Origin of the sequence: Microcystis sp. M53598_WE2 (assembly GCF_030067735.1) — a bacterium.
GTDB classification, from domain to species: Bacteria; Cyanobacteriota; Cyanobacteriia; order Cyanobacteriales; family Microcystaceae; genus Microcystis; species Microcystis aeruginosa.
The window spans coordinates 1-12,482 of the sequence record NZ_JASJFE010000082.1 but is presented as its reverse complement, the minus strand read 5'-3'; the positions used below and the strand labels follow the sequence as shown (position 1 = coordinate 12,482).

General features: G+C 44.6%; 14 protein-coding genes. 3 read left to right on the top strand and 11 right to left on the bottom strand.

The annotated features are described in order from the left end of the window. Both PX636_RS01970 and PX636_RS01965 read right to left on the bottom strand, forming a co-directional pair. The coding region (locus PX636_RS01970; protein ID WP_288116064.1) for an ABC transporter substrate-binding protein at nucleotides 1-1,430 on the bottom strand (1,430 nt) is incomplete at its 3' end. 524 nt (nucleotides 1,431-1,954) lie between these two features. Then, nucleotides 1,955-2,494: a pentapeptide repeat-containing protein gene (locus tag PX636_RS01965; RefSeq protein ID WP_002775354.1), complete on the bottom strand. Its 540-nt coding sequence runs from the start codon at nucleotides 2,492-2,494 to the stop codon at nucleotides 1,955-1,957. A 69-nt stretch (nucleotides 2,495-2,563) separates the two neighbouring features. On the opposite strand from PX636_RS01965, the gene PX636_RS01960 reads away from it, so the two are divergent. Beyond that, a complete protein-coding gene (locus PX636_RS01960; RefSeq protein ID WP_004162626.1) occupies nucleotides 2,564-3,181 on the top strand; it encodes a DedA family protein in 618 nt (205 codons plus the stop codon). Between the two features lie 57 nt (nucleotides 3,182-3,238). Here the strand turns inward: PX636_RS01960 and rbp are convergent, their stop codons facing one another. Next, nucleotides 3,239-3,541, bottom strand: coding sequence for an RNA-binding regulator (gene rbp, locus PX636_RS01955; protein WP_002759510.1), 303 nt, complete (start codon nucleotides 3,539-3,541; stop codon nucleotides 3,239-3,241). 355 nt (nucleotides 3,542-3,896) lie between these two features. Then, on the bottom strand, nucleotides 3,897-4,730 hold the full coding sequence (menB, locus tag PX636_RS01950) for a 1,4-dihydroxy-2-naphthoyl-CoA synthase (protein WP_012267160.1): 834 nt from the start codon (nucleotides 4,728-4,730) through the stop codon (nucleotides 3,897-3,899). A 188-nt stretch (nucleotides 4,731-4,918) separates the two neighbouring features. Here menB and PX636_RS01945 point away from each other — a divergent pair, with 188 nt between their 5' ends. Beyond that, nucleotides 4,919-5,092, top strand: coding sequence for a type II toxin-antitoxin system HicB family antitoxin (locus PX636_RS01945; RefSeq protein ID WP_288116063.1), 174 nt, complete (start codon nucleotides 4,919-4,921; stop codon nucleotides 5,090-5,092). A 90-nt stretch (nucleotides 5,093-5,182) separates the two neighbouring features. Here PX636_RS01945 and PX636_RS01940 read toward each other — a convergent pair whose 3' ends face one another. After that, nucleotides 5,183-6,133, bottom strand: a complete 951-nt coding sequence (locus PX636_RS01940; RefSeq protein WP_288116062.1) for a glycosyltransferase family 2 protein — start codon at nucleotides 6,131-6,133, stop codon at nucleotides 5,183-5,185. A gap of 104 nt (nucleotides 6,134-6,237) precedes the next feature. Between PX636_RS01940 and PX636_RS01935 the strand changes: the two genes are divergently transcribed. Beyond that, a complete protein-coding gene (locus PX636_RS01935) occupies nucleotides 6,238-6,855 on the top strand; it encodes a serine O-acetyltransferase (protein WP_004162633.1) in 618 nt (205 codons plus the stop codon). On the opposite strand, the gene ispD is transcribed toward PX636_RS01935, so the two are convergent. The 6 genes from ispD to bchD all read right to left on the bottom strand — a co-directional run. After that, nucleotides 6,850-7,530 (bottom strand): 2-C-methyl-D-erythritol 4-phosphate cytidylyltransferase, encoded by a 681-nt coding sequence (ispD, locus tag PX636_RS01930; RefSeq protein ID WP_004162635.1) that lies wholly within the window; start codon nucleotides 7,528-7,530, stop codon nucleotides 6,850-6,852. The genes PX636_RS01935 and ispD overlap by 6 nt on opposite strands. A 302-nt stretch (nucleotides 7,531-7,832) precedes the next feature. After that, a complete protein-coding gene (locus PX636_RS01925) occupies nucleotides 7,833-8,231 on the bottom strand; it encodes a DUF1824 family protein (RefSeq protein ID WP_288116061.1) in 399 nt (132 codons plus the stop codon). Between the two features lie 176 nt (nucleotides 8,232-8,407). Next, nucleotides 8,408-9,058: a hypothetical protein gene (locus PX636_RS01920; RefSeq protein WP_288116060.1), complete on the bottom strand. Its 651-nt coding sequence runs from the start codon at nucleotides 9,056-9,058 to the stop codon at nucleotides 8,408-8,410. 186 nt (nucleotides 9,059-9,244) lie between these two features. Next, nucleotides 9,245-10,135: a hypothetical protein gene (locus PX636_RS01915; RefSeq protein WP_004162636.1), complete on the bottom strand. Its 891-nt coding sequence runs from the start codon at nucleotides 10,133-10,135 to the stop codon at nucleotides 9,245-9,247. A gap of 10 nt (nucleotides 10,136-10,145) precedes the next feature. Further along, nucleotides 10,146-10,649, bottom strand: a complete 504-nt coding sequence (locus PX636_RS01910) for a hypothetical protein (protein WP_288116059.1) — start codon at nucleotides 10,647-10,649, stop codon at nucleotides 10,146-10,148. 263 nt (nucleotides 10,650-10,912) lie between these two features. Next, nucleotides 10,913-12,482 (bottom strand): magnesium chelatase ATPase subunit D (gene bchD / locus PX636_RS01905; RefSeq protein ID WP_288116058.1); only part of this gene is annotated, 1,570 nt, incomplete at its 5' end.

Below are 12,482 nucleotides of genomic sequence, written 5' to 3'. Positions count from 1 at the left end.
CGGGATTGTGCGATTAATTGATTCATTTCTTGACTATAAAAAAATGAGCCTTGGCTTTGCGATCCTCCTTCTTCGCAGCCAGTTTCTGGGGAACCTTTAGCACAATCTAAAAAGGGATAAATATAGTTATCTGCATCCAAAAAATCGGGATACCAATTAGATAGGGCAGTGGTATAAAGTCCCTGGCTAATATTACGGAAAAAGGCCGCTCCTAGGATACTATTGGGTTCAAATTGAATCCTATTATCTAAATCCCGTTTTGCTAGAGCTTTCATCACTGCCGCCACGCTGCTGGAAGTGATCGATCCCGAGGAGTGCCAAACTTCTACAATTGCGGGTTTTTCTTGACTATAACCAGCAGCTTTTAGTAATTGTTTAGCTTGCTCTATATTATGGTTGCCATAGCGCTCTTTAAACACCGGTTGTGACTCGGAAAAAGTAGTAGGAATGAGACTAAAAAGAGGGATGCCTTGACCTTGTAAAATGCGCTCATTAAGTAAATCTCGATCGACTAGAGAAGCAATGGCTTGTCGCACTAAAATATTATTGGTGGGTTCACTTTTGAGATTGAGGCTCATAAAGTTAATTGCTGCCCCAGAAGATTCGATGGCTTGCCATTTTTCCTGCGCCGCTTCTGTGCGTAATTTTCTCACTTGAGGAGGGAGTAAAGATTGATAGGCAATATCCACCGCACCCGTCTGAAAACCGTTGAATAAATTGGCAGGATTCGAGAGATAAATTTGAACATTAACTCCCTTATTTTTGGCCGGTTCTCCCCAATAGCGATCGAAGGCTTCTAAACTAAAAGAATCGCTGGTAACTGCTTTTAATCGATAATGTCCCGTGCCGATAAATTCTTCAGGTTTAAATTTACCCTCGCCAATTTGATAAAATTTGGGTGAAACTGCACAGGCTCCGGGGTAAGCTAAAAGAGCGGGAAAGGCGGCAAAAGGTCTGGTTAGTTTAATAGTAATTTCGTCTTCTTTGCTGGCGGTGATTTTATCAATTGTATCCCGGAGAAGAAAGGAAGGTTCGCCACCATTTTTGATAAATCTTTCTAGGGAAAACTTCATCGCCTCTGCGTTAAAAACCGTGCCATCATGAAAAATAACTCCTCGACGTACTGGGATAGTATAGGTCAAACCATCGGGGCTAATTTGCGGTAATTCCGTGGCCAGGAGAGGCTTTAAATTAGTGGTTCCTTCCGCGTAGGTGTAGAGAGTTTCACCGAGATTATAAATAATAAAAAGTCCCGCTAACTCATAACTATCGGCAGGATCGATCGAGCGTGGTTTTAGGGTTGTCCCGATCATCAGGCGATCGCTATCTCGTTGTGGTAAATTGGAATTAGTGGACTGACAGCCCACGGTCAGAAGAAGACAGAGGCAAAATAAACTTAAATAGCGGTAAAGTTGGCGTAAAGGTCTCATCGATGGCGATTAACGGCAGCTAGGTATCAATCAATCCTATCATTTTTGAGGATAATCTTTTCCCTAGGTTCCCTTAAGGAACTAGGTTGATTGCTTAATTGGTTAGTAAAAATTCTTCAATAACTGGACTGATTACCCGGACAATTAAATTAAATTTTCCGGTCGAGAATGGCAAAAACTTGATCAATTTGGCCAAGAAGAAGAGCCAGGGACGAAAAAGTGTTAAATGGTTCAGGATAGCTGGAGCCATGGAGGTAGATAAACAGGGGAATGGGTCAGATTTTTCAACCTAGATCAGGTGACAGCAACTAATTAGAAACTCATCTTCTTTTATAAACCTCTTGCATCATTAATTTTTCAGAGTTCAAAAACGGCAGAAATAAGGATTAAATGGCATAAAGTCTATAAATAGACCATTTAACTGATTATTGTTCATTCTTAATTCTCCTGACTCCTGACTACTGGCTACTGACTCCCAACCCTAACAACAATTTTTGATTTTTACAAGAGGTCTTATCAGCCATTTAGGTTAATCCCGTCCCTTCTAAACAAGCTCGATCGAAAATTGCCCCCGTGGTTACTGCCGAGGCTAAACTAGCACAAAGAAGATTGGCATCAGTAAAATTTGTTCCGCGTAAAATCGCCCCGAAAAAAATTGCTTCCTCTAAATCGGTGGCCGATAGATCTGCCCCGGACAGATTAGCGCTAGTAAAATCCGCTTGGGTTAAAATCGCCCCGACAAAACTCACTCCCCGGCCATCGACACCGCGAAAATCCGCCCCGGACAAATCTAGATGATTAAAAACCGCCCCAGCTAAAAAAGCGCCGGCCAAACTTGCCCCAGTCACGATCGCATCGAGGAGAATTGCCCCGCGTAAATCGGCATTACGAAAATCTGCTCCCCTTAAATTTGCCCCAGTTAGGTCAGCACCGCGCAAATTTGCGCGTAAATTCGCCCCGGCTAGGTCGGCACCCGCTAAATCAGCCCCTGCCAAATTCATGCCCGCTAAATCTTTTATCTCACCCTGACGAATTGCTAATAAATCAATACTGGGAAAAGTCATGTTCAGCCACGGTTAAATACTGTAAAAATATCTTAGAATATTCGTAAACCTTTGTTAAGAAAACGCTCCATGTCCCTAGAGCTATTATCCCTAGAAAATATTGAAGAAATCGCCCACCAATACGGATACTGGGCAGTATTTATCGGCATCACCCTCGAAAATACCGGGATTCCCATCCCCGGGGAAACCATCACCATTGTGGGCGGCTTCCTTGCCGGTAGCGGTGATTTGAACTATTGGTTAGTTTTAGTCAGCGCAATTACAGGAGCAGTTTTAGGCGATAATTTTGGCTATTGGCTCGGTCGCGCCGGGGGTTGGCCGTTTTTGTTAAAAGTTGGCAAATTCTTTCGGATTCCACCTCAAAAACTAGAATTAGCCAAGGAACAATTTAGTAAAAATGCACCCCGGGCGGTCTTTTTCGGTCGCTTCGTCGCCCTGTTAAGAATCTTTGCAGGTCCCATGGCGGGAATTGCCCGAATGCCCTACGGTCGCTTTTTCCTCTGTAATCTCGGTGGAGCAACGGTGTGGGCGACGATTATGGTGACATTATCCTTCTTTTTAGGCCGTTTGTTCCCCTTGCACCAGTTAGTCAGTTCTATGGCTCGTTTTGGTATCTTGGCTTTAATTATCGTCCTGGCCTGGACAATTATCCACCCCATCCTTGAGTCACGGAAAACGGCGGTTTAAGTCCAGAAGAAAGCGGTTATCAGAAATAACCGCTTCTGGAATTTTCCAAGAATCTCTTTAACGTTCGCGGCGACCGAAATTTTTGCGCTCACCGCGGCCACCACCGCCAAAATTATCTTCTTTGGGACGAGCTTTGTTGACTTTCATCTGTCGTCCCATCCATTCGGCCCCGTCAAGAGTTTCGATCGCTTTTGCTTCTTCCTCATCGGAGGACATTTCCACAAAACCAAAACCGCGCATTTTACCCGTTTCCCGATCTACGGGCAAGTAAACGCGACTAACTGTGCCGTATTCAGCGAATACCTCTTTCAAGTCATCTGTCGTGACGTCATAAACCAGATTACCAACGTAAATCGTCATGGATTGTCTCCCAATATCACAGCCATTTCGAGAAGGAGATCGGACACAACCCAGTCAAGGCCATCAGGGAAAAACCGCTTCTGTTTGAAACCAATGCTGCTACCGAACCTAACTACTCTCTCTAAACTAGCATAGCTGATCAGTGATCGGTGATCAGTAGGAGTAGGGAGTATTAAGTGAGCAGTATTATAGCGTTTTTCAGTCTGCTGAGGTACAAAAGTTATGGGTTTTAGGCAAAAGGCAAGAGGCAGAAGGCAAAAGGGAAGAAAAATAGGTGTACCTCACTAGCTTAGGAAACGCTATATATGGCAGTTTTCTGCTTTCCTTTCACTGATTACTGTTCACCGATAACTGATTAGGGTAGCCAAGGATATTGACTAAAATCGGGGGGACGTTTTTCGAGGAAAGCCTGTTTACCTTCGGCTCCTTCGGCGGTCATATAGTAGAGTAAAGTGGCATTGCCCGCTAACTCCTGTAAACCCGCTTGACCATCACAATCAGCATTAAAAGCCGATTTTAGGCAGCGAATCGCCAAGGGACTTTTTTCGAGAATTTCTAAGGACCATTTAATCCCTTCCTGCTCTAATTCCTCCACCGGGACGACATGGTTAACCAAACCCATTTCTAAAGCTTGTTGGGCGTTATACTGCCGACAGAGAAACCAAATCTCGCGAGCCTTTTTCTGACCGACCACCCGGGCCAGATAACTAGAGCCAAAACCGCCGTCAAAACTGCCCACTTTTGGACCGGTCTGGCCGAAAATGGCGTTATCCGCCGCTAAGGTTAAATCACAAACCAAGTGCAAAACATGACCGCCCCCGACCGCATAACCTGCCACCAGCGCGATAACTACCTTGGGGATGGAGCGAATTAATTTCTGTAAATCCAGCACATTGAGCCGGGGTACGCCATCATCGCCAATATAACCCGCCTGACCGCGCACCGTCTGATCGCCGCCGGAACAAAAAGCATATTTGCCGTCGCTGTGGGGACCTGCACCCGTGAGCAGTACCACCCCAATGCGCGCATCCTCGCGAGCATCACAGAAAGCGTCGTAAAGCTCAAAAACTGTCTTCGGACGGAAGGCATTACGCTTATGGGGGCGATTGATGGTAATTTTGGCGATTCCCCCCCATTTATGGTAAAGAATATCCTCGTAGGTTTTGACGGATTGCCATTCAACGGTCATAGTCTCGGTTATCGGCACAGCTTTTTTACCTTACCCTATTTTGTCCCCCACTTTGAAGCCTGGAGCGCCAGAATAGGGGAATGGATAGTTGACCGAAAAGGTTTAAAGCTGATTCCCTTCTTGATGTTTTCTGGGTATTTACTCAAAATATATTGATCCTATTTGTTAACTTTAAAGAGGTAAAAAATATGAAGACAAGAAATAAAACTAAGCCAGAATCATTAGAGTTTTATTTGGGGTTAAAATATCCAATAACAATTTATCCTGATGATGACGGGGGATATGTATCAGAAATTAAGGATCTTCCAGGATGTTTCACTCAGGGAGAAACCATAGAGGAAACCTTAATCAGTAAACAGTAATCAGTAATCAGTAATCAGTGAACTGAAAACTTACATCTGATAACCGGTAACTGATCACTGAAAACTCATATCTGATAACTGATAACTGAATTAAAGCCATTCGATTTCTTTAGCTTTTTCGGGTAGTTTAGCCGTGGCTTGTCCTTGGCTGCGGGACTGAAACCCAATTAAATCGAGGGGAGTAGCCAATAAATCTACTAAATCTGCTTTACCAAACAGTAACTTGATAGTATTTTTTGGTAGCTCTTTTAATAACCAACGACCGAGAGTAAAAAATAACTCTTGATTGGTTAAAGGTCGCATCAATTCGACACCATACAATTCGTGAAGATAGCGATTCGAGCGCCCGTAACGTTTTAATTGACTTCTTAAGTCTTGTAAGGTAGAACGATGACGATGGTAAATAATTGCCTCTGGTGCGTAGGTTAATTGCCAGTCGGTTTGTTGTTGAATACGCCAACAGATATCGGCATCACCACCGGTAGTTAAATAAGGACGAAATAAACCAACTTTTTGAAAAGCTTCTCGACGAATAGCGAGGTTAGCCGTTTGACCGTAGGGACAAAAAGAATGTTCTAAAAGAAATTTTGGTGACATAAAGTGACGACGTTCCGCATAATTTTCCAAGCAAGTGGAACCAGTTAAGGCAGCAATTTCACCCACTACCAGACCGATCCTAGTATCTTTAAAGGGTTGGATCAATTCTGTCAACCATTGCGGTGCGGGACGACAATCGGCATCGGTAAAGGCCAGAAAAGGATAACGAGCGCTTTTGAGCCCTTTGTTGCGAGCAGCGTAGGAGCTTTGTATCTGATTTTCGCTTAAAATGATCAGGTTCAGTCCCCGCTGTTCTTCTGCTGCCTTTCCTAATAATTCTGCCGTGCGATCGCTACTATTATTATCAACTAAAATATATTCAACTAATTGACGGGGATAGGTCTGTTTGGCTAAACAATCAATGAGAGGGGGTAGATCTTTCTCTCCGTTATAAATTGGCACGATCACGGATACTTCGGGAAAGAACTGTAAGGTAGTTGACATCGTTGGGGTCTAATAAACGGGGGACGGTTGAACTATTCGCTACAATACTACTATAATCAATAGCAACAAAAAGCAAGTCTATCGTCAATTATTTTAGACCAACGATGAAAAGTTTCTTCCGAAAATTATTTTTCTATGTGGGTATTCTTTGGCTCTCACCCTTAATCATTGCTTTTCAGGTAGCTAACAATCGAGAACTTATCTTAGGTGATGTGCGGCGTTGGGTAGAGTTATTAAGCCGGGAAAAAAGAGCAGATTGGTTACAATTGTTAGCTCTGTGTCTGGAGGCAAAAGAATTTAGAAATTTATATTATTGTCGTCTTTTTCAAGGTGGTTCATTCAGCCGTTTTTTTATGTATATTCTTAGGTTTTTCTATCGAGAAAGTTCCTATTTATTTCTAGATTCTTCCTGTTCGATTGGCAAAGGATTATTTATTCAACACGGTTTTAGTACGATTGTTATGGCGGATTTGGGCGATAACTGTTGGATTAATCAACAGGTAACAATTGGCTATAAAGATAAAAGCGGTCGCCCCAAAATTGGCAATAATGTCAGGATTACCGCCGGCGCTAAAGTCTTAGGAAACATTACCATCGGCGATAATGTCACCGTGGGCGCAAATTCAGTGGTAGTCAAAGATGTTCCACCTAATTGTGTGGTGGTGGGTATTCCCGCTCGTATTATTAAACGGGACGGCGTTAAAGTAGATGAAAAATTATAAACGTTGACTTAAAATATATTCGGCAATTGCCAGATCTCCCGGAGTCGTAATTTTTAAGTTAGTTTCTTCACCGACGACAATTTTGACGGGAAAACCACATTTTTCTAATAAGGCGGCATCGTCGGTGACTTCCCAATCTAATTTTCGGCCTTGTTCATGACATTCTTTTAATAATTTTACCTGAAAACCCTGGGGCGTTTGGGCTGCCCACAACCGCGAGCGATCCGGTGTATCCTCAATCCAGCCCTTGCTATCGACAATTTTAATCGTATCTTTCACCGGAATCGCCGCAATGAAACCCTGACAAGTGGCTAAAGCGGCGGCACAGCGATCGAATAATTCGGGAGTGGCTAAACAGCGCGCCCCATCGTGAATTAAAACCGTCTCAGCCCCCTCTGGTAGGGCTTGTAAGCCATTGTAAACCGATTTTTGTCTGGTTTCGCCTCCTTGGATGATTTGCACGGGTTTAAGGGCATTTATAGGGGTGATAATTTCTCGGATCTCCTCAAAGTCTTCCGGTTGTGCCATGATGCCAATCCAGATAATTGCCCTGGATTGCATGGCAGCCAGCAAAGTCCAAGCCAGGAGAGGTTTTCCGTGCAGGGTGAGCAGTAACTTATTGCGATCGCTGCCCATCCGTTTACCCATTCCCGCTGCTGGAATTAACAAATACATATTTTTTTCAGGTAAAAAGTTAACAAGAGTCAGGAAAGAGAATTCAGTGGACAGGAGTGGGGAGGCACAATTATTTGTAGGATGGGTTAGCGGTAGCGTAACATGAGCGGGCGTTGGGTTTCATGCTTCAACCCAACCTACGTTCATCTTATATTTAATTCCACCCACCCACTTAAGTGATTTCAATTAAATTGAAGATAGATTTGGTCTTTGATCCCCCCTTAATCCCCCCTTGATAAGGGGGGTATCTGACAATTCTTAACACCCACCTACTTATTAGTCAACAGTAAAAACTATGCCTCTTAAGAGAATAAATCGAGGGGAAAGTGACCATAAGTACCGACTAATTGATCATTTTCTGACTGACAAGAAACCAGGACACCGCGATAGGTTCCCGTATAGGAATCGAGATAGGAAGCTTGTCTTTGGGTATTGTATTTAATATACACCGCTCCCTTTTCTAGGTGGTCTTCTGGGAGACTATTAGGTAGGGGGTATCCTAGGGCTTGTAGATAACTTTTCAGGGCTTTAAATCCCTCTTCATTGTTATCGGCACAGATACCCAAATTAATTGACTCCGAACCTTGGTTAACTAATAAAATTGCCTGTCTTAGAGCTTCTTCTTCTTCGGGGGATTGGGCAATTTTTAGTTGAATACATCCATATTCTTTTAGGAGTTTCAAGGCTTCTTCCATAGACATGAGCGGTTAGATAGGTGGGGCTAAAGATAAAAAATAAACTGTTGCTGCTGTCCTTACCGACAAATTCCCAAGAAAAAAAGCCCTAAATCATTGGGGTTTAGAGATAGGAAAATTTTGCATTGGTCTTAATCGCAAGATCGCCAATTTCGATCATATCAGGTTGGGGACAGGAAAATTTATCGGGTTTGTTCGAGCGATCCGGGTTGTGCGTACATTTCACTCACTGCTTTTTGATAGCCAAAGTAAGCACCTATAATAATTCCAGCACCAAAACCGATCGCTAGGTAAGGCAAAATTATCCTGAGGGGAAAAGAGGAGTGTCTCCGATGAGATAGGGAAAATCCCTCACCAGTGGCCACAATATTCTCAGCAGCTTCAGTGAACTCCTCCGGTTTCTCTAGGGCTTTTTCTTCGGTTGTTTCAGAGTCTTCCAAAGCTTCTGGGGCATCTTCCGGGTCATTTTCGGCGATTTCTGCGGTTATTATCGGCAAAGAGTTTAATTTGGTGACAAGATTGACGATTAAATCATCTTGACTCAGGGTTATCGATTCTTGCCAAGCGGGGATATCGGATGCCTCGGTCATACCGTAAACGATCACTTGTTCTAATCCATCGATGCCCAAGCTTTTGATTTCTGCCGACAAAAAAGGTAATAACTTGTGTTGATTAGGTATATTTTTGGATTGAATTTTTAGAGTCAGGGCATTTTCTTGCGGGGTGGCTTCAACAACCTCTATTTTTCTGGTTAAGAGACTTTGGTTAAGTAGAGCAATAATAGCGGCTGGATCCTGGAGTTTAGCGGCATGGATAAGTTGTGCCTGATTCATGACCTTGAGGGGCTAAGGAGGGTATATTATAATACTAAACCCTGTGGAAAAGGTATAGGAAAGTGGGTGAGTGCCGGAGCAGGGGGAAACAATCCATAACTGGGTTTTTAAAGTTGAATTGGGACTTAATCATGCTATTAAAAACCGATTTGGTATCGGTCTGTCCATCCCTGCCCCCGGTGCCACTTAAATTTCCGCCACGGCTCTTTCGATTAAACGACGAGCCAGGGTTTGAATACCGGTATGTTCATAGTAATTGGTGGTCATATCGAGGAATGCCCCAACATACACCAATTTATCGGCAGAAAAGTTGATAAATCCCTGAATTTTGCTCAATAATCCCTGCTGGGTCAAATCGCGCTCGCTGACAAAAGCACTCATCCAACCTTTAGTCGAGTCGAAACTTTGACCGATAAAGTCTAATTTTCTGGCAGTATTTCCCCCCGGAATCAATTCTTTAATACTGCCGAACGTGGAGTTAGATTCTAATTCTTCCGGCCTGAGAATGCTGAGGCTCGATTCCACTTTGCGGATAAAACTGCCCCCCAGGGGAATTAAACCATCCAAACAAACTAACGCCGCCATCCGCATCAGGGATTCGCCGCTATAATCTCCCAGAGAAGCGACGAAATCCCCGATACTATCGCCCGGAATGCCATTAATTTGACAAAAGGCCACTAATTCGGTCACTAATTTCAAGGTTAGATCGATGGTTTGCGCTTTTTCGGGGGCAGGGGTTAATTTTTCGATTAAACCGCCCATGAGGGGAATTTTACCACCGACGGCATTAGCAAGAGAGGCGGCGGCTAGGGCATTATCGGCGCTGTCGATGGTTTGGTAGAGCCAGAGCGCCCGTTGATAGCCCTGGGATTTATCATTAAACAACCAAACGGCTCGATCGCCAATCTGTTGGATCATGCTTTCGTCGGTTTCGCCGGTGACTTTGATAATCGTATTTTTAAACCCGACTAGGTTATCCCACTGTCCCGGCACTACATAATCAAGGGTTTTGAGAACTTTGACGGTGAGATTATTAGTCGGTAATTCGTCCACCAGTTCAAAAATTGGCTTACTCACGGATGTCTCCTTACTTTAATTTTGCTAGACCATCTAAATCGAACTTAGCTAACCAAGCTTGGCGATCGCTGGAAGAAAAATCTGGCTCCCGCGATAAAACCTTGACTTGATAGCGATTATTGACTAAAACGGCGCTGGCGGTTGTACCCTGTTCCACAGAGGGAAAACCTTTGATTGTGGTTTGACTGTCTTGGAATTTATTGGCCGCGGCGGGATTATTGCTGATGTCAGATATGGCTAACATAGCCAGAACTTTGCCATCTTGCTTCAGTTTTGCCTCAGCAAAGCCTTTTTTCTCCTGGGTATAGACGCGCTCGTATCCTCCCCCAGAAGGCGGGAAAAACCGATTAAAACTGCCGCCAGAGGTGGATTCTTTCACCACTGCCGCCGCCCCGCGAGCGGTACTTTCTTGTTGCGCTTGGTCAAATTGTGAGGGAGCTTTAGCACAGGAAGTTACTAGCAAAAGTACCGCCAATACCCCTGCTATCAAGATTTTGCCAAATCGAAAGTTCATAGTTATCTTAATTAAAACTTACTAATGTTTGTTTGTAGTATATCTCTCGCTTATTGCTGATTATTGTTAAGTTTTTCTAGATTCTCTCACACCAGACCGAAAAAAAACAGAAAATCAGCAAAATTCGAGTCAATAACGAAGGCAGGAGGCAGTCCCGATGAAAAAATTTTCCCCCCCACAGATGAAAGAGGTTTCCTTCCCTACACCCCACACCCCACACCCTACACCCTGCCCCCAGGAAAACCTTTTTCGGCAAACCCCAGCTACAGTCCCGCAATTGCCCCTCGCGCCATAGATGCGATCGCTTGCTCCGTGGCCCGGGGTAGATGATAATATTTACCCCCGGCTTTTAGGGCTAATTCTTTGGCAAAACCAGTGGAGACGAATTTTTTCTCCGTATCGATGACCAGCAGTTTAATGCCTAAAGAGCGAATTTTAGCGGCAATATCGAGCAGTTCTGCCTTAATATCGGGTTTTTCCCCCTCCGGAATCGGTTCGCCTAAAGATTTCGCCAAAGGAATATTACTTCTCCCGTCGGTAATCGCCACAATCACCACTTGACCGATATCCCCCGATAAACGGGCATTCATCCCCACATGAACCGCTTGGGTTAAACCGTGGGCCAAAGGGGAACCGCCACCACAGGGCAGGGTTTCTAGACGTTTTTTCGCTAGGGTAATCGATTTGGTTGGCGGTAATAGTACATCTGCTCGCTCACCCCGGAAAGGAATCAGGGCAATCTGGTCGCGATTTTCGTAAGCTTCCGTTAACAGACGCATAACCGCACCTTTGGCCGACTGCATCCGATTCAGGGCCATGGAACCGGAGGCATCAACCACAAAGACAATTAAAGAACCGGCCTTGCGGGCCAGCCGTTTTGAGCGCAGATCCCCTTCTTCTATAATCACATGACGTTCGGGATTTCTTAAGCGACGGGCTTTTTGATAGGGGGCAGCCGCCCGGAGAGTGGCATCGACGGCGACTCTTTTCACCTTGCCCCGGGGTAACATCGGCTTAATATAACGTCCTCTATCTTCCGAGAAAATCAGGTTACGCGCCCCCGATTTCCCCTGACGCTGGGCCATCTGGGCAAAATACAGCACACTGGGATCCAGTAAAACCCCTTCCGGGTCGAAAACAAATTCTTCTGGCAGATTATCGGGCTGTTCCGGTTCTTTTTCCTCCTCTTTCTCCTCCTCTTTTTCTTCCTGTTCCTGCTGGTTTTCGTCTTGGGGCGGTTCCGGTGGTGGTGGCGGCGGTGGGGGCTGTTGTTCCTGTTCTGGGGGTGGTGGCGTAATCAGCGATCGAGGTACAATAACTAATTCGACGGCTCTTTTTAAGTCATCGGCACTGACTAAATCCCGACCTTCTAAAGCGGCGGCCGCCTTGGCTACTCTCACGGCAAAAATCTCGGCGCGATGACCTTCTACCCTACCGCGCACCGCTTCCTCCACTAGATAACTAATTTGTTCGGGTTTAATTTTTACCTCTTTTAACCATTCCCTCGCCAGAATAATTTCGGTTTTGAGATCATCGATTTCTTGGGCATATTGGGCGATAAAAGCGCTGGGAGAAACAGCATACTCGATCGCCTGATTGACGGCGGTTACTCGTTGGTCTAAACTAAGGACACCATCGGCGGAAAGCGCAATGGCAATTCTATCTAATAAATGGGTTCGTAAATCCCCTTCTTCTGGGTTATAAGTAGCGATCAGGATTGGTTTACAGGGATGTTGAAAACTGATGCCTTCCCGTTCGATTTGGTTACGTCCTTCGCTTAAAACTGTGAGTAATTGGTTAGCAATTTGGTCATCAAGTAGATTAATTTCATCG